This window comes from Bradyrhizobium canariense, from assembly GCF_018130465.1.
Classification (GTDB): domain Bacteria; phylum Pseudomonadota; class Alphaproteobacteria; order Rhizobiales; family Xanthobacteraceae; genus Bradyrhizobium; species Bradyrhizobium canariense_C.
On record NZ_JAFCKJ010000016.1, the window covers coordinates 84,667 to 100,780 of the forward strand.

Here is a 16,114-nt window from a genome sequence, read left to right on the forward strand (position 1 = left end):
ACTCAGTGTCATGCCCCGCGAAGGCGGGGCATCCAGTACTCCGCGGCGGCAATTGGTTTTCACAATGACGGCCGCGGAGTACTGGATCATCCGCCTTCGCGGATGATGACAGCGTCGTACGTGGTGACACCGTCCATCCCACGAACTTACCCCAGCCTCACCCCTCGAACGCATCAATCGACGCCCTACTCCCACGCGACACCAGCGTCTCGTCCGGGGCGGCCAGCTGCTCGCCCTTGTCGCGAAATCGGTTCGTGATGGGATAGCGGCGGTCGCGGCCAAAATTCCTGGCCGTCACCTTGACGCCGGGCGCGGCCTGGCGGCGCTTGTATTCGGCGACGTTGAGGAGATGGTCGATGCGGGTGACCGTCTCGCGGTCAAAGCCGGCGGCGATGATGTTGTCGAGCGGCTCTTCGCGCTCGATCAGACGCTCCAGGATGGCATCAAGCACGTCGTAGGGCGGCAACGAATCCTGGTCGGCCTGGTTCTCACGCAACTCCGCCGTCGGTGGACGCGTGATGATGTCGGGCGGAATGATCTCACCCGCGGGCCCTAGCGCCCCCTCGGGCTTCCACGAATTGCGCAAGCTTGCCAACCGAAACACCTGCGTCTTGTAGATGTCCTTGATCGGGTTGTAGCCGCCGTTCATGTCGCCATAGAGCGTGGCGTAGCCGACCGACATTTCCGACTTGTTGCCGGTGGTCACCACCATCAGCCCTGTCTTGTTGGAGATCGCCATCAGCAGCGTGCCGCGAGTCCGGGCCTGGAGGTTCTCCTCGGTGACATCGGGCGGCAGATTCTTGAAGACGCCGGACAGGATGGTCTCGAACCCGTTCACCGCTTCCGCGATCGGCAGCACCTCGTAGCGGATGCCGAGATGGCCGGCGAGCTCGCCGGCGTCCGCAATCGAGCTCGGCGCGGTGTAGCGATAAGGCAGCATCACGCCGTGCACCTGATCGGCACCCAGGGCATCGACCGCAATCGCTGCGCAGAGGGCAGAGTCGATGCCGCCGGAAATGCCGAGTAGCACCCCGGGAAAACCATTCTTGGCGACGTAGTCGCGCAAGCCCAGCACGCAGGCCGCGTAGTCGGCATAGTCGCCCTCGGGCTGCGCGGCGATCGGACCGGTGCAGCGCCAATCGTCGCCGTTCCTCGTGAACCGCAGTGTGGTGACGCTCTCCGCGAACGCCGGCAATTGCGCCGCCAGCGAAAGGTCGCCGTTGAGCGCGAAGGAAGCACCGTCGAACACGAGCTCGTCCTGGCCGCAAACCTGGTTGAGATAGACCAGCGGCAGGCCGCTCTCGGTGACGCGCGCGACCGCGACCGACAAACGCACGTCGGCCTTGTTGCGGGCGTAAGGAGATCCGTTCGGCACAAGGATGATCTCGGCGCCGGTCTCGGCCAGCGTCTCGACCACGTTCTCGTAGTCTTCGGACTCCTCCAGCCAGATGTCCTCGCAGATCGGCACACCGATGCGCACGCCGCGCACGGTGACGGGGCCGGCTGCAGGGCCACGCGAAAACAGCCGCTTCTCGTCGAACACGCCGTAATTCGGCAGATTGCATTTGAAGCGCAAGCCAGCGATACGGCCGCCGTCGAGCAGCGCGCAGGCATTGTAGAGCCTGCCCTCCTCGACCCATGGCGTGCCGACCAGCATGGCCGGCCCGCCATCGGCGGTCTCGCGCGCCAGCGCTTCGATCGCAGCGCGGCAGGCGGCCTGAAAGGAAGGCTTCTGCACGAGATCTTCCGGCGGGTAGCCGGCGATGAACAATTCCGGAAACAGCACGAGATCGGCGCCGTCGGCGGCTGCCTGCACGCGCGCTGCGCGCGCCTTGGCGGCATTGCCGTCGATGTCGCCCATGGTCGGATTGAGCTGGGCGAGCGTGACCGCGAATTCGTTGAGACGTTCGGTCATGGCCGCCGCGCTCCGATCAGAGCATGATCCGGAAAAGTGTGAAGCGGTTTTCCGAAAAGACCATGCTCAAAAAAACAGTCTAAAGCGCGATGCGCGCTTTAGAGAAATCCCAATCGCTCGACGATGGCGATGATCCAGAACGCGCCGGCCATCAGGAGCGCAACACCGACCGCGGCCGAGCCCATGTCCTTGACCCGCCCGATCTGCTTGTCGTGATCCATGGTCAGCCGGTCGGCAAGCTTCTCGATCGCAGTATTGAGCAGCTCGACCACCAGCACGAACGCGACTGAACACACCAGCTCGACCGCGCGCATCGCGGTCGCGCCGACGAACCAGGCAAGCGGCAGCGACAAGAGGAGCGCAACGATCTCCTCGCGGACGGCCTGCTCCGAGCGGAACGCAAAGGCCAGACCGTTACGGGAATTGATCGTGGCCTTCCAGATCCGCAGCAAGGTCTTAGAGCCCCGCTGCGACCGGCATCGGCCTGACCTTGCCGGCGCGTTCCTGCTTGAGGAGCTCTGCGACCAGGAAAGCCATGTCGATCGATTGCTCGGCATTGAGCCGGGGATCGCAGACCGTGTGATAGCGGTCGTTGAGATCCTCGTCCGTGATCGCGCGGGCGCCGCCGAGGCACTCGGTGACGTCCTGGCCGGTCATCTCCAGATGCACGCCGCCGGCATGGGTACCTTCCGCGGCGTGGATCGCGAAGAACGACTTCACCTCGGACAGGATGCGGTCGAAGGGCCGCGTCTTGTAACCCGACGTCGAGGTGATGGTGTTGCCGTGCATGGGATCGCACGACCAGACCACCACTTTGCCCTCGCGCTTCACGGCGCGGATCATGTTCGGCAGGTGCTCGCCGATCTTGTCGGAGCCGAAGCGGCCGATCAGCGTCAGCCGGCCCGGCTCGTTATCTGGATTGAGCACGTCGATCAGCTTCAGCAGTTCGTCGGGCTTGAGCGACGGGCCGCATTTGAGCCCGATCGGGTTCTTGATGCCGCGGAAATATTCGATATGGCCGTGGTCGAGCTGGCGGGTGCGGTCGCCGATCCAGATCATGTGGCCGGAGGTCGCGTACCAGTCGCCGGTGGTGGAATCGACCCGGGTCATGGCCTGCTCGTAGCCGAGCAGCAGCGCCTCGTGGCTGGTGTAGAAATCGGTCGCGCGCAGCTCGGGGTGGGCCTCGAGATCGAGGCCGCAGGCGCGCATGAAGTTGAGCGCATCGGAAATGCGGTCGGCCAATTCCTTGTAGCGGCGGGACTGCGGCGAGTCCTTGAGGAAGCCGAGCATCCACTGATGCACGCTGCCGAGATTGGCATAGCCGCCGGTGGCGAACGCACGCAGCAGGTTCAGCGTCGCGGCCGACTGGCGATAGGCCATCAGCTGGCGCTGCGGATCAGGGACGCGCGCTTGCTTGGTGAAGGCGATGTCGTTGACGATGTCGCCGCGATAGCTCGGCAGCTCGACGCCGTCGATCTTCTCGGTCGACGAGGAGCGGGGTTTTGCGAACTGGCCGGCGACGCGCCCGACCTTCACCACCGGGACGGCGCCGGCATAGGTCAGCACCACCGCCATCTGGAGCAGCACGCGAAAGAAGTCGCGGATGTTGTTGGCGCCGTGCTCGGCAAAGCTCTCGGCGCAGTCGCCGCCCTGCAGCAGGAAGGCCTCGCCGGCCGCGACCCGCGCCAGCGCCTTCTTCAGATTGCGCGCCTCGCCCGCGAACACCAGCGGCGGAAAGGTCGCAAGCTGCGCCTCGACGTCGGCCAGGGCCTTGGCGTCGGGATAATCGGGCACCTGTAGCACCGGCTTGCTGCGCCAGGACTCGGGCGTCCACCGCTCGGACATCGCAATCTCTCCGTGAAGCAAAAAGCACAACCTGATCTGTGGGTTGCGAGGGTCGCCTTATACACAGGCTGGCCACCGGCCGCCAGTTGTAAATCCATTTGGCACTGCAAAGCCTTGCGGGGAAAGCCAAATTCGCATTTGCTGGGAAACGGCGAGGAACTGGCAGGATACCTTCTGCCCATGGACGCGGCACTGGACGACGTTTTCATCGACGAGATCAGCTTCCCGGCGACCGACGGGTATGCGCTGACCGGTACGCTATTCCTGCCGCGCGGCACCAAACGTCATGCCGTGTTGGTCAATTCGGCGACCGCCGTCCCGCGAAAAATCTATCGCGGCTTTGCCTCCTATCTCGCCCATCGCGGCTGCGCGGTCCTGACCTACGACTATCGCGGCATCGGCGACTCCCGGCTGCCGGCGATGGTCGGCTACAACCAGCCGAAATCGCTGGTCGGCTTCAAGGCCTCGATGTCGGACTGGGCCGCGCTCGACGTCACCGCCGCAGTGCACTGGATGCGCGAGCGCTACAATACCCTGCCCCTGGCCTATGTCGGCCACTCCTTCGGTGGCCAGGCGCTCGGGCTGATCGCGAACAACACGGACATCTCGCGCGCCGCGTTCGTGGCCTCGCAGGCGGCGACCTGGCGGCTGATGACGTCGCCGGAAAAATACCGCGTCTTCGCCTTCATGAATTTTGTCGGCGTGCCGCTCGTCCACGCGCTCGGTTACGCGCCGGGCTGGGCCGGCATCGGCGAGGATTTGCCCAAGGGCGTCTTCCTGCAATGGGCCGATTGGGTCTCGAGCCCCCGCTATCTCTTCGATTCAAAGCTGCCGGCGCTGGAGAATTTCGCCAAGTTCAAGGGCGAGCTGCGCACACTCTGCTTCTCCGACGATCCCTGGGCGACGCGGCCCGCGGTCGAACTGCTTGCGAGCGGATTCACCGCGATCAAGCCGGAGGTGCTCAACGTGAAGCCGTCCGACGTCGGCGCCAAGGCGATCGGCCATTTCGGCTTCTTCCGCCCCGAACACCGCGACACACTGTGGCGTGGCGTCGCGGAATGGATCCAGGGAGAGTTGACGGGCGCTTAGCGGATGATCGTCGTCAAAGACGAATAGCGCCTGTTCGGCTTGGCCTCGCCCGGCGAGAATTGCGCAAAGGCCTCGCTGACGCGGACGGCCGGCGGCGTATCGCCGGCGAAACGAAACTCCTTCGGCCGCGGCGCGTAGAAGCTGGCGCGGTAGTAGGCGTCGTCGAAGCGCGCCTCGCCGATCCCGAACATTGCGTCGCACGCGAACAGAAGCGCGTAGACTCCCGCGACCGCGACGACGACCTCCCTGAGAACTGACATGCTGATGCCCCACCCTGTTGCAGGCAGGATGCACGTCAGTTCCAAAGCCGGGGTTTAAGGCCGCGTGGTTCTTATCCGCAGGGTTTGCCGCCGCTGAGCGGAATGCAGACAATTTTATCGATTTCGAAAAAGAGCCCGCCTGCACGGGTGATCAGGCGGGCTCCAGGCTTGGCCGTTCGGGAGGTATCAGACGGCCAAATTCATCCAGACAGCCTTGGGTTCGGTGAAATTGTCGAGCGCGGCGGTGCCGTGCTCGCGGCCGAGGCCGGAGTCGCGCTCGCCGCCCCAGGGCAGGCGCACGTCGGTATAGCCATAGGTGTTCATCCAGACCGTGCCCGCGCGCGCCCGCTTGGCGAAGCGCTGCAGCTTGCCGATGTCGCGGCTCCAGACGCCGGCGGCGAGGCTGTAAGCCGTGCCGTTGGCAATCCGCAAAGCGTCGGCCTCGTCCTTGAACTTGATGACGCTGACGACGGGGCCAAAAATCTCCTCCTGCGAGATCCGCATCTCGTGCGCGACATCGGCGAACACGGTGGGGCTGATGAAGTAGCCGCGATCACCGACCTTCTCGCCACCGGTGACGAGGGTCGCGCCCTCCTTCCGACCGATGTCGACATAGTCGAGGATCGACTTCATCTGCTTCTCGGAGATGACGGGACCGAGCACCGTCTTGCGGTCGAGCGGGTCGCCGATCCTGAGCGACTTTGCGCGCGCCGCCAGCCGCTCGACGACCTCGTCATAGGCCTTCTCCTGCACCAGCACGCGGGAGCCTGCCGAGCACACCTGGCCCGCATTGAAGAAGATGCCGGAGGCCGCAGCCCTGGACGCCGCTTCGAGATCGGCATCGTCGAAAATGACGTTGGCCGACTTGCCGCCGAGCTCGAGCGAGACGCGCTTGAAGTTGCTGGCAGCGCCCTTCATGATTCCACGGCCTACACCGGGCGAACCGGTGAAGGTGACCTTGTCGACGTCAGGGTGATTGACCAGCGCGTCGCCGACGACGCGGCCGGGGCCAGTGACGACGTTGAAGACGCCCGCCGGCAGGCCAGCCTCAAGCGCGAGTTCGGCGATGCGCAGTGCCGACAGCGAGGTCAGCTCGGCCGGCTTCATCACGATGGTGCAGCCGCAGGCCAGCGCCGGCGCGAGCTTCCACATCCCGATCATCAGCGGGAAATTCCAGGGCACGATCGCCGCGACCACGCCGACCGGCTCGCGCACGGTGTAGGTCAGGGCATCATCGCGCACGGGCACGACGTCGCCGCTGATCTTGTCGGCCCAACCGGCGTAGTAGATCAGCGTGTCGACGGCGGCCGGAAAATCCTGCCGCGATGTCGCAGCAATCGGCTTGCCCGCATCAATCGACTCGAGTTCGATGATCTCGTCGGCATTGGCCTTTAGCAGATCTGCCCAGCGCAGCAGGATCAGGCCGCGCTCGGACGCCCGCATCGTGCGCCAGGGGCCTTCGAAGGCCCGGCGCGCGGCCGCGACCGCATGGTCGACATCGGCCTCGTTACCTTCGGCGACGATGGCGATGACCTGCCCGGTGGCGGGATTGAGCGATTTGAAGGTGCGCCCGGAGCTCGGGGGGACGCGGCGGCCATCGATCAGCAGATGCTGCGGCCGGGACATGAACTCGGTGGCTGGCGAATGCGCAAAGTCATATGCAATAGACATCATATTTCCTTCAGTTCTGGTATACCAGAATAGGCGCCTATAGGCCGGAGTAAATATGATATGGATTGCAAATGGACAGCCACCATATGAAGGACAGTTCATAAGGAGGATCAATGCTTCAGATCGAGATCGAGGTCGTCTGGCGGTTTCGCCGCGAGGGCAATCCGCGCACCGCCATCATCATGCTCGGCGTCCTCAACGAGATCCGGAGGACCGGGAAGATCACCAGCGCGGCCAGGGACGCGCACCTCTCCTATCGCCACGTCTGGAATCTGATCGAGCAATGGTCGGAGTTCTTTGGCACGCCGCTGGTCGAAACCCAGCGCGGCAAGGGCTCAAAACTCACACCGTTCGGCGAGCGACTGGTGTGGGCGGGCGAGCGCATGCAGGCCCGGCTCGGACCTCAGCTTGAGAATCTGGCGCAGGAACTGGCGAGCGAGATCAAGCCATTCCTCGAGCAACGCCCGACGGTGATCCGCGTTCATGCCAGCCACGGCTTTGCTGTTGCAAAACTACGCGAATTCCTCGACCGTGAGCCCGGCATCGGCGTCGATCTGCGCTATGTCAGCAATCAGCATTCGCTGGTTTCGCTGGCGCAAGGGGCCTGCGACCTCTCCGGCCTGCATCTGCCGCACGGTGCGCTGCGGGCCCAGGGCATCAAGGCGGCGCGCGAATGGCTCGATCCACGCGAGGATCGCATCATCAGCTTCGTCACACGCGAAATGGGATTGATGGTCGCGCGCGGCAATCCGCTGCGCATCGCTTCGCTTGATGATCTCACCGGACCAAAAGTCCGCTTCGTCAACCGCGACCACGATTCCGGCACGCGGCTTTTGTTCGACCAACTGCTTGCGGCAAACGGAATTGACGAGAGCCGCATCAACGGCGCGCAGCAGATCGAATTCACCCACGCCGCGGTCGCAGCCTATGTCGCGAGCGGCATGGCTGATGCGAGCTTCGGCGTCGAGGCGGCCGCCCGGCATTTCGGCCTCGATTTCATCCGCCTCCTCACCGAGGATTATTTCTTCGTCTGCAAGCGCGCGTTCCTGGACACCGGGCCGATGCAGCGCATTCTCGAGATCATCCGCAGCGCCGATTTTCGCGCGGCCGTCGCCACCCTGCCCGGCTATGTGCCGTCGGACACGGGCACTGTCACCGGCGTGAAGGCGTTTCTGGAGATGCACGCCGTGCGATGATGCCGAAGGATGCCGTCACTCCGCGCCGGTCAGATCGCCGGCTCGTCCTTCAGTGCCGACATGACCTGCTCGCCCTGCGCGGTCAGGCGATACGTCACCAGCGGACGGCTCGACGGCGGTTTTCGCGCGAGCTCGACGATGTAGCCGCGCACCATCAGGGCTTCGAAGCTGCCGTAGTAGCCGAACATGCTGATCTGGTTCTGTCTGAGCAGCTTGAACTCGCGCAAGAGACGTATCTCGTTACCCGATAGCAGCGACCGGCGCACGCGCTGAACGAACCGCGCGCGCTGCTCGAACCAGGCATGGTCCGGCAGTTCGTGCGAAGTCGGTGCCGGGGCCCGCTCGCAGGGACGCGCGTCCTGCGCAATCTCGACCGTAACCTGCGGCAGGTACGGCATGCTGCTGCTGACAACCGCGTCCTTCACGCCGTCGAGCAACGCGAGCGGCCAACGTCGCTTGTTGTCCACGATGACCGGCGGCGGGACGACGTTGTCGCGCACCAACTGCTCGAAGCGGCCGGCGGTCACCCCAACATAGGCAGCGGCGCGACGGCGATCGACCAGCCGGACGTCCCGCACGACCTCGGGCTCGCAAACAATGTTCTCGTCCACCCCGGATCCCCTGGCGCCTCGTTGCGCATGGCATGGCGGTCCGGCGGGACCGGCCAACCCGGCGGCGAACCTAGGTGGGAGGAGCGCGCTCGAAAAGCACAGAATTTCGTACATGTTGATGCCGTTTCGGCAACAGCTATAGTCCGGCCGGGGGTCCCATGCGATTTCACTCACCGGCCATTCAGTACTTCCACGCCGTCCGCCGCACCGGCTCGATCCGGGCCGCGGCACGCGTGCTGAACGTTGCCTCGTCGGCCGTAAGCCGCCAGATTATCAAGCTTGAACAAGAGGTTGGGTCACCGTTGTTCGAGCGCTCGGCGCGCGGCCTGACGCTGACGACGGTCGGCGAGATGCTGGCCCGGCACGTCATGAACGTGCTCCAGGACCTCGACCGCTTCCGCTCGGACGTCGCGTCTCTGTCGGGGGCGTGGCACGGCACCGTCAGCATCGCCTGTATCGAGTCGCTCACGGAGTCGGTGCTGCCGGACCTGATCGCCTCCCATCGCGGCCGGGCCAGGCGTGTCAGCTTCACCACCGAGGTGAAGGGATCGTCCGATGTGCTGGAGGCTCTGAGCCGCGGCGAGGCCGACATCGGCATCGCCATGGCGCTGCGGCATCCGCCGGACCTGCGCCAGGTCGCCTTGAAAAGGTTTCGCCTTGGTGCGGTCGTGGCGCACGATCATCCACTGGCGCGCCGCAAGACGGTCACGCTGCCCCAATGTCTCGCCTTTCCCGTCATCCACGCGCTGCCGGAGCTGTCGATCTATCATCTGCTCCAGCCGCTGATCGCGCAGCTCTCCGAGACGCCGGAGCCGGCCATCCAGGCCAACTCGATCGACCTGATGCGCGAGCTCGCCGCGCGCGGAGTCGGCGTCGCCTTCCAGACCCAGCTCGGCATCGGCAGGCTGTCACGCGACAGCCGGCTCGTCTTCCTGCCGCTCGACAATGCCGGCAGCCCGGTATGGTCCGACCTCGGCATCTACGTTCGCGCCGAGCGCACCCTGCCCGCCTACACGGAATCCTTCCTCCAGGAGCTGGTGCGCGAATTGGGCGAGCGCGAGCGGCGGGAAAGCGCGGCCTATCCGCAAGTTGCGTGATCAAGCGTCGCAGTAGTTTCCCGGGATAGGGCCGATGGTCGGCCATCTGATACCCTTTGTATTTGCGGCCCATCCCTCACGCCAGGATCCCAAATGCCGCTAGCTCGGCTGAAGCCTTCGCGAGTCCTCGGTATCGAGCGTTTCTCGGACTTCGGCGAATTTCGCGCCAACGAGGTGCTCGGCCTCGGCACCAGCACGCCGCTCCGTCCGCGGGAATTCTCGCTGTCGCGCGCCATCCTGCCGCTTCAGGACGGGCTCTTGGTGCTCCAACGCTCCTTTGCGCGGCTATTTGAGGCCGAGATCGGTACGGACAACGGCGTCGGCCTCGTTGTCCCCCTCACCTTTCATTCCATAGCCAATGGCCGCGAGGTCGATAGTTCAACGATTGCCGTCATGCGCGGCAAAGCCCCCGTAACCGCGATCGAGCATCATCCCAACACTTACCTGATGCTGCGCTTCAACTCGGACATGCGTCATCGCGGCTGGACGGATTTCGACACGGGCCTCGTCTATGTTCGCGCGCAGGACGATCCGATGGCGCGCTTGCGGGCCGCCATCCTGGAGATGTTCTCGCTGGCCTCGGCGTGCAACGATCCCCGGCAGTTCGAGGCGCTCAACCGACCCATCCAGGAGACGCTGCTCGCCTGCCTCGACGACGCCCTGGCGCCGGCAGGCGGGCTGGCCGCGCGACGCGGATCGTTCGCCAAGCACCGCAAGCTGGTCGCGCGCCTCGACGAAATGGTCATGTGGTCCGGCAGCAAGGCGCTCTACAGTGACGACCTCGCCTCTGCGCTTGGCGTGTCCGTGCGCACGCTCCAGACCGCCACGCAGGCGGTGCACGGCGTGAGCCTGCACCACTATCTGCGTCTCAAGCGGCTGTGGTCCACCCGCATCCAGCTCATGGTCGGAAGCGACGGCATGAGCGTCAAGGCCGCGGCACTCGGCAACGGCTTCTGGCACCTTGGTGACTTCTCGCGCGGCTACAGATTGGCGTTCGGCGAGACACCCTCCGAGACGCTGGCGCGGGGCCGGCGTCCCTGAGCGCAGCCTTCGGCCTTTGAGAGCCACGCTCAGCCGTGGCCGGCTCCCTTGCGCTGGCCGCTCTCGCTGAGGCGGTCGACCCAGGCGATGCCGATCGCGGAGACGATGAAGGTCAGGTGGATCAGCACCTGCCACATCACGCCGCTCTCGGTGAAATTGCTGCGCGTCGTGCCGAGATTGCCCGCCTCGATGAAGGTCCTGAGCAGCGAGATCGAGGAGATGCCGATGATCGCCATCGCAAGCTTGATCTTGAGCACGCTGGCATTGACGTGGCTGAGCCATTCCGGCTCGTCCGGATGACCGCTCAGATTCAGGCGCGAGACGAAGGTCTCGTAGCCGCCGACGATCACCATGATCAGAAGGTTTGAGATCATCACGACGTCGATCAGCCCGAGCACGACCAGCATGATCTGCTGCTCGCTGGCGTCGAACGAGTGGACGACCAGATGCCAGAGCTCCTTCAGGAACAGCAGCACATAGACGGCTTGCGCGATGATGAGGCCGACATAGAGCGGTACCTGCAGCCACCGCGAGCCAAAGATGACCTGCGCAAACAGGCCGATCGGCGGAGGCGGCACAGGCGCCACCGAAGGTGCTTTGGGTTCGGACGTCATTGATCGCTCCGGATGATAGACAGGCGCGTTGCCTTAGAGACTCGCGATCACAGGCGCGAGCTCGAGCGACCCGCGATAGATCATCTCGAAGGCGACGTAAACGATGATGGCGAGGCCGACATAACCGATCCAGCGCTGCTTCTGGAGCACGCGGCCGAGCAAATCGGCGGCAACGCCCATCAGAGCGACAGACAATAACAGGCCGAAGGCGAGGATGTAGGGATGCTCGCGCGCGGCGCCCGCGACCGCGAGCACATTGTCGAGCGACATCGAGACGTCGGCGGCGACGATCTGCACGGCCGCCTGTCTGAAGGTCTTGCGCGGGGCAGGAGCAGCGCTCCCGCCGCCGCCATGGCTGAACGCGAGCTCGTTCGCATGCGCGGCCTGCTCGCGCAGCTCCCGCCACATCTTCCAGCAGACCCAGAGCAGCAGCACGCCGCCGGCGAGCAAGAGGCCGATCACTTGCAGAAGCTGGGTCGCGACGCCGGCAAAGACGATGCGCAATGCGGTGGCGGCAATGATGCCGACGACGATGGCACGCCGGCGCTGCTCGGCCGGCAGGCCGGCTGCGGCAAGACCGATGACGACGGCGTTGTCGCCGGCGAGCACGAGGTCGATCAGGACGACCTGAAGAAGCGCGGTCAGCGCATCGGTGGTGATGAATTCAGTCATGATTGATCATTTTTCGGTGCGGACGGATCGAGCCATTGCGGCTTCTTCCGCTCGACCCAATCCAGGACCTTGGCGCGCGAGGATCGCAACGCGGACACGTCCTCTGCGAGCAAAGCGAGGCCGAGCGGCAGCATCCAGACGCCGAGCACCGGCAGGAAGGAGAGCACGCCGCCGACAATGAGCAGCGCGCCCGAAGGGATTCTCACCCAGCGGCTGGACGGCTTGAGCAGATAGGTGACAGTGTCGCCCATGCGCGGCGGCAAGCGACGGACAAGCTTGTCGAGGCGCGGATCGCCGCCGGCCATCTGGCCGGCAGCGCCCGCAGTCCCTGTCGTATCCTCGTCCGAAGCTGCGCTCATGCTCACTCCACTGCGGCTGTGCGCTGTTCGGCGCGCACTGCGCCGGGCGCCACCGGCTTTGCGCGCGGCAGCACCAGCGTCAGCAGGCGCAACAGCTTGATCGCCTGCACTTCATGGGGATGCACGTCCTCGTCCGCCGCTGCGACGCGCTCCGACAGTTCCATCAGGTGAGACGACAGCGGCAGGTCCGAAACCGGTCGCAGATGGTCGATCACCACATTGGCGAAATCCGGTTCCTCGAGGCGTTCGGCAAGCTCGTCGAACATCGCGTAGAGCCGGTCCTCCGGGATGTGCGGCGCCAGCTTGCGATCCCGGATAAACCGGACGACCTCGTCGCGTTCGACCGGCGAAACCTGCCGGTCGGCGACGGCAACCAGCGCGCCGACGATCACCAGCGCCACCGCAGCCTGCTCGTTCAGGCTGGACGGCTCGGTGATCTCGATTTCGATCGGATTTGAATGCTTGGCGTCAGGCATCGTAGCTCCCTTAATCTTGCGAAATGACCGCACGGAGCAGCGATGGGGACGATTGAGTCGGAGAGGCTCTCAAGAAGACCCGACGATCGGCCGATCCATCGCATTCGCGCGGGACAGGTCATCCGACATCACGAGGTTTTGCCGACAACGTCGGCTTCCTCGCCAGAGGGGCCCGGATTCTTGTTCCTTCCACAAATAAAGATGGGCCTGTCGGAATCAAGGCGATGAGACTGCGACCAGCCGCCGCATCGGGTTCCGTGTTGGTCCATTTGGCACACGCACCGTCGTTGCGACGGAGCGTGTTACCCCACCCGCTCGACAAGATGCGCCCGCGAGGACGACGGCTCGAACCTGTCGCCGAAATACTGCGTCTCGTGCGCCACCAGGCCGTCGCGGAACTCCATGATGCTCACGACGTAAGACGGCACCCCGTCATAGGTCAGCACGAATTCGCTCACCCAGAGATCGTTGCCGCCGACGATTCGCCGAACCGTGAAGCGCTTCTTGTTCGGCTGCACGAAGCGGCTCTCCTGGATGTTTCTGCGACCGCGGATGCGCTCGCCGGATTGCGGATAGTCGAGCACCGCGTCCTCGCGATAGATGTCGTGCTCGGCCTCGAAATCGTTCGCGTCCGAAGCGTCCCAATGGCGCCGGAGCGCGGCCAGCTTGCCCTGATCATCCATCGTGATCTCCCGTCTTTGCCGACTGCATTACGCCATCTCAGATTGGCGTGCAGGCAGCCGGTGACAAGGCGTGCTCGCAACGTCTAACAACGACTAACGAGCCAAAAACCTGGTCCGGATGCAAGGATGACGGCAGAGCCGCGCAATCACGATCGGGAACACGCAATGGCACGTCTGCTTTCGGTCAATGTCGGCCTGCCCCGCGACGTCGCCTGGCAGGGTCGGACCGTCCACACCGGCATCTGGAAGGCGCAGGTCAAAGGCCCGCGCAGGGTGCGCCGGCTCAACATCGATGGCGACGGCCAGGGCGATACGGCCGGTCATGGCGGCGAACATCGTGCCGTATTCGTCTATCAGGACGATTCCTATCGATACTGGCAGGAGCATCTGGGTCGGTCGAACCTCGTCCATGGCCAGTTCGGTGAGAACTTCACGGTCGAGGGCCTCGCCGACACCAACGTGTGCATCGGAGACCGCTACAGGATCGGCTCTGCCCTGTTCGAAGTGACGCAGCCGCGCGTCACCTGCTACCGGCTCGGCATTCGCATGGACGAGCCCGACATGGCTGCGCTGCTGGTCAGGCACGGCCGGCCCGGGTTCTATTTTCGTATCATCGAGGAAGGCGACGTCGAGGCCGGTGACGAGATCATGCAGGTCGCAGCCGGGCCCGAGCGCATGAGCGTGTTCGAGATCAATGCACTGCTCTACATGCCGCCTCATCCGCGCGAACGCCTGGAGCGCGCGCTGCGGATTCCCGCGCTGAGCCGCGGTTGGCACCGCTCCTTCGAGGCGCTGCTCGAGCAGCAGCGCAAGGAGGGCAAGGCCGCGGGAAACGCCGGGCTTGGACCGGCGGCGAGCCCACCTCCGGCCTGGCGCGGATTCCGGCCGTTTCGCGTGGCGCGCAAGATCGCCGAAAGCGGCAACGTGACGTCGCTGATCCTCGAACCCGTCGACGGACATCCCGTGGCGACCGCCCTGCCCGGTCAGTTCGTCGTCATCAGGCTCGATCCTTCCGCTGCGCAAGTGATGACGCGCAGCTATTCGCTGTCGAGCGGCTCCGATGACGCGTCCTATCGCATCAGCATCAAGCGCGAAGCACGCGGCGCCGCCAGCCACTACATCGCCGACGAGTTGCTGCCCGGCGCTCCCGTGCAGCTCGGTGCACCACGCGGCAGTTTCACGCTACGACCAGGGGCCCGGCCCGTCGTCCTGCTGAGCGCCGGCATCGGCGTCACCCCGGTGCTCGCAATGCTTCACGCGCTCGCCGCGGAAGCGACGACGCGGGACGTCTGGTGGCTGCACGGCACCCGCAACGGCCGCGAACATGCGTTCGCCGCCGAGGCGCGCGGGCTGTTGGCCCGGCTCGCTCGCCATCACAGCCATCTCTGCTACAGCGCACCCGATCCGGGCGATCGCCCGGAGGCGGATTTCGACACCGCCGGTCATCTGGATGCGCGCCTGCTCCAGAAGCTCGACGTGCCGCGCGATGCGGACTTCTATCTCTGTGGACCGTCCGCGTTCATGAGCGATCTCACGGCGGGCCTGGCAAATTGGGGCGTCTCGCCCGACCAGATCCACACCGAATTGTTCGGCGCCAGGCCATCCCTGACGCCCGGCATCGTGGCTTCGCCGCCGACGCCCGCACATGTGCCGGTCGGCGCCCCCGGCCCCGGCCCGATGGTTTCGTTCGCCCGCAGCGGCCTCAATGTCTGCTGGGGACCATCCTATACCAGCCTGCTGGAGCTGGCCGAAGCGTGCGACGTTCCCGTGCGCTGGTCGTGCCGGACCGGCGTCTGCCACAATTGCGAGAGCGGGCTGATCGCGGGAGAGGTCAGCTATGCGCCGGATCCGATCGACGCACCGGGGGACGGCAACGTCCTGATCTGCTGCTCGCGGCCCCGAAGCGATGTCGTGATTGATCTGTGAAAGTGGGAGAGTCTTATGCGAGCTGACATGATGCCGGGAGCAACCTTCCCGGATTACGAGCTCAGCGACCACACCGGCAAGCACCGAAAGCTCTCCGAGCTGCAGGGTGGCGACCCGATGGTGCTCGTGCTCGGCCGCGGCGGATTTTGTCCGAAGGATCGCCGCCAGGCCGAAGGCTTGCTGCAACTGCATCGCGAAATGGAGGTGGGCTATTGCCGGATGGTCACGATCACCACCGACAACATCACCCAGACCAGCGAATATCGCAGCGGCGTCGGAGCGCACTGGCCCTTCCTCTCGGATTCGCGACGCCTCGTTCAGAAGGATCTCGACATCGCCGAATACACCGACCCCGTCCACAATCCGATGATCCCGCACGTGATCGTGCTGGAGCCCGGCCTCGTCGTTCACAAGATCTACAACGGCTACTGGTTCTTCGGCCGCCCGACAGTCGAAGAGCTCCGCCAGGACCTCAGGGCGGTCGGCATGAAGTGCCGACCGGATTGGGACATCGCGGCGCCCGGCCTGCGGGCGCTGTGGGACCAGGGCCGCAAGGAGCATTTTCATCCCTACGGCAAGGCTTACGTCGAAACTCTCGGCGAACGGGATTAGAACCACATTCCGACATCGTCCGCTCGGGCGAATGCCGACTTCGAATG

17 protein-coding genes are annotated in these 16,114 nt (G+C 64.9%); 6 read left to right on the forward strand and 11 right to left on the reverse strand.

The annotated features are described in order from the left end of the window. Positions 1-157: 157 nt before the first annotated feature. The 3 genes from JQ591_RS30825 to JQ591_RS30835 form a co-directional block, all read right to left on the reverse strand. Entirely contained in the window at positions 158-1,915 is a 1,758-nt protein-coding gene (locus JQ591_RS30825; RefSeq protein WP_211399733.1) for an NAD+ synthase, read from the reverse strand. A gap of 98 nt (positions 1,916-2,013) precedes the next feature. Further along, positions 2,014-2,367 (reverse strand): diacylglycerol kinase, encoded by a 354-nt coding sequence (locus tag JQ591_RS30830; RefSeq protein ID WP_211399734.1) that lies wholly within the window; start codon positions 2,365-2,367, stop codon positions 2,014-2,016. Positions 2,368-2,371: 4 nt separating this feature from the next. Continuing rightward, the gene (locus tag JQ591_RS30835) at positions 2,372-3,760 is read right to left on the reverse strand and encodes a class II 3-deoxy-7-phosphoheptulonate synthase (RefSeq protein ID WP_211399735.1); all 1,389 of its coding nucleotides are present in this window, start codon (positions 3,758-3,760) and stop codon (positions 2,372-2,374) included. A 180-nt stretch (positions 3,761-3,940) separates the two neighbouring features. Here JQ591_RS30835 and JQ591_RS30840 point away from each other — a divergent pair, with 180 nt between their 5' ends. Beyond that, positions 3,941-4,849: an alpha/beta hydrolase family protein gene (locus JQ591_RS30840; protein WP_211399736.1), complete on the forward strand. Its 909-nt coding sequence runs from the start codon at positions 3,941-3,943 to the stop codon at positions 4,847-4,849. Here JQ591_RS30840 and JQ591_RS30845 read toward each other — a convergent pair. Both JQ591_RS30845 and JQ591_RS30850 read right to left on the reverse strand, forming a co-directional pair. Next, complete coding sequence (locus JQ591_RS30845) at positions 4,846-5,109, reverse strand: hypothetical protein (RefSeq protein ID WP_211399737.1); 264 nt, start codon at positions 5,107-5,109, stop codon at positions 4,846-4,848. The genes JQ591_RS30840 and JQ591_RS30845 overlap by 4 nt on opposite strands. Positions 5,110-5,295: 186 nt before the next feature. Beyond that, positions 5,296-6,780 (reverse strand): aldehyde dehydrogenase family protein, encoded by a 1,485-nt coding sequence (locus JQ591_RS30850; protein WP_211399827.1) that lies wholly within the window; start codon positions 6,778-6,780, stop codon positions 5,296-5,298. 113 nt (positions 6,781-6,893) lie between these two features. Here JQ591_RS30850 and JQ591_RS30855 point away from each other — a divergent pair, with 113 nt between their 5' ends. Continuing rightward, on the forward strand, positions 6,894-7,976 hold the full coding sequence (locus JQ591_RS30855) for a substrate-binding domain-containing protein (RefSeq protein ID WP_211399738.1): 1,083 nt from the start codon (positions 6,894-6,896) through the stop codon (positions 7,974-7,976). A gap of 29 nt (positions 7,977-8,005) precedes the next feature. Here the strand turns inward: JQ591_RS30855 and JQ591_RS30860 are convergent, their stop codons facing one another. After that, complete coding sequence (locus JQ591_RS30860; RefSeq protein WP_211399739.1) at positions 8,006-8,587, reverse strand: hypothetical protein; 582 nt, start codon at positions 8,585-8,587, stop codon at positions 8,006-8,008. Between the two features lie 158 nt (positions 8,588-8,745). Between JQ591_RS30860 and JQ591_RS30865 the strand changes: the two genes are divergently transcribed. Together JQ591_RS30865 and JQ591_RS30870 are read left to right on the forward strand one after the other, a co-directional pair. Further along, the gene (locus JQ591_RS30865; RefSeq protein ID WP_211399740.1) at positions 8,746-9,684 is read left to right on the forward strand and encodes a LysR family transcriptional regulator; all 939 of its coding nucleotides are present in this window, start codon (positions 8,746-8,748) and stop codon (positions 9,682-9,684) included. A 93-nt stretch (positions 9,685-9,777) separates the two neighbouring features. Continuing rightward, entirely contained in the window at positions 9,778-10,725 is a 948-nt protein-coding gene (locus tag JQ591_RS30870; RefSeq protein ID WP_211399741.1) for an AraC family transcriptional regulator, read from the forward strand. 29 nt (positions 10,726-10,754) lie between these two features. Here JQ591_RS30870 and JQ591_RS30875 read toward each other — a convergent pair whose 3' ends face one another. From JQ591_RS30875 to JQ591_RS30895, 5 genes are all read right to left on the reverse strand, one after another. Next, entirely contained in the window at positions 10,755-11,339 is a 585-nt protein-coding gene (locus JQ591_RS30875) for a TIGR00645 family protein (RefSeq protein ID WP_211399742.1), read from the reverse strand. 33 nt (positions 11,340-11,372) lie between these two features. Further along, positions 11,373-12,011: a TerC family protein gene (locus JQ591_RS30880; protein ID WP_211399743.1), complete on the reverse strand. Its 639-nt coding sequence runs from the start codon at positions 12,009-12,011 to the stop codon at positions 11,373-11,375. Further along, positions 12,008-12,370: a hypothetical protein gene (locus JQ591_RS30885; RefSeq protein ID WP_211399744.1), complete on the reverse strand. Its 363-nt coding sequence runs from the start codon at positions 12,368-12,370 to the stop codon at positions 12,008-12,010. Before JQ591_RS30885 ends, JQ591_RS30880 begins: the two co-directional genes overlap by 4 nt. A gap of 2 nt (positions 12,371-12,372) precedes the next feature. Then, on the reverse strand, positions 12,373-12,846 hold the full coding sequence (locus JQ591_RS30890) for a TerB family tellurite resistance protein (protein ID WP_211399745.1): 474 nt from the start codon (positions 12,844-12,846) through the stop codon (positions 12,373-12,375). Between the two features lie 302 nt (positions 12,847-13,148). Next, positions 13,149-13,529 (reverse strand): nuclear transport factor 2 family protein, encoded by a 381-nt coding sequence (locus JQ591_RS30895; RefSeq protein WP_211399746.1) that lies wholly within the window; start codon positions 13,527-13,529, stop codon positions 13,149-13,151. A gap of 165 nt (positions 13,530-13,694) precedes the next feature. Here JQ591_RS30895 and JQ591_RS30900 point away from each other — a divergent pair, with 165 nt between their 5' ends. Then, on the forward strand, positions 13,695-15,455 hold the full coding sequence (locus JQ591_RS30900; protein WP_211399747.1) for an MOSC and FAD-binding oxidoreductase domain-containing protein: 1,761 nt from the start codon (positions 13,695-13,697) through the stop codon (positions 15,453-15,455). Positions 15,456-15,470: 15 nt separating this feature from the next. Further along, positions 15,471-16,067, forward strand: coding sequence for a redoxin domain-containing protein (locus tag JQ591_RS30905; RefSeq protein ID WP_211399748.1), 597 nt, complete (start codon positions 15,471-15,473; stop codon positions 16,065-16,067). Positions 16,068-16,114: the final 47 nt, after the last annotated feature.

Coding starts and splice junctions, on each gene's coding strand:
- JQ591_RS30895 (WP_211399746.1), bottom strand. CDS start 13,529: ATGGATGATCAGGGCAAGCTGGCCGCGCTCCGGCGCCATTGGGACGCT.
- JQ591_RS30855 (WP_211399738.1), top strand. CDS start 6,894: ATGCTTCAGATCGAGATCGAGGTCGTCTGGCGGTTTCGCCGCGAGGGC.
- JQ591_RS30890 (WP_211399745.1), bottom strand. CDS start 12,846: ATGCCTGACGCCAAGCATTCAAATCCGATCGAAATCGAGATCACCGAG.
- JQ591_RS30870 (WP_211399741.1), top strand. CDS start 9,778: ATGCCGCTAGCTCGGCTGAAGCCTTCGCGAGTCCTCGGTATCGAGCGT.
- JQ591_RS30845 (WP_211399737.1), bottom strand. CDS start 5,109: ATGTCAGTTCTCAGGGAGGTCGTCGTCGCGGTCGCGGGAGTCTACGCG.
- JQ591_RS30900 (WP_211399747.1), top strand. CDS start 13,695: ATGGCACGTCTGCTTTCGGTCAATGTCGGCCTGCCCCGCGACGTCGCC.
- JQ591_RS30840 (WP_211399736.1), top strand. CDS start 3,941: ATGGACGCGGCACTGGACGACGTTTTCATCGACGAGATCAGCTTCCCG.
- JQ591_RS30880 (WP_211399743.1), bottom strand. CDS start 12,011: ATGACTGAATTCATCACCACCGATGCGCTGACCGCGCTTCTTCAGGTC.
- JQ591_RS30875 (WP_211399742.1), bottom strand. CDS start 11,339: ATGACGTCCGAACCCAAAGCACCTTCGGTGGCGCCTGTGCCGCCTCCG.
- JQ591_RS30865 (WP_211399740.1), top strand. CDS start 8,746: ATGCGATTTCACTCACCGGCCATTCAGTACTTCCACGCCGTCCGCCGC.
- JQ591_RS30850 (WP_211399827.1), bottom strand. CDS start 6,780: ATGTCTATTGCATATGACTTTGCGCATTCGCCAGCCACCGAGTTCATG.
- JQ591_RS30835 (WP_211399735.1), bottom strand. CDS start 3,760: ATGTCCGAGCGGTGGACGCCCGAGTCCTGGCGCAGCAAGCCGGTGCTA.
- JQ591_RS30825 (WP_211399733.1), bottom strand. CDS start 1,915: ATGACCGAACGTCTCAACGAATTCGCGGTCACGCTCGCCCAGCTCAAT.
- JQ591_RS30885 (WP_211399744.1), bottom strand. CDS start 12,370: ATGAGCGCAGCTTCGGACGAGGATACGACAGGGACTGCGGGCGCTGCC.
- JQ591_RS30905 (WP_211399748.1), top strand. CDS start 15,471: ATGCGAGCTGACATGATGCCGGGAGCAACCTTCCCGGATTACGAGCTC.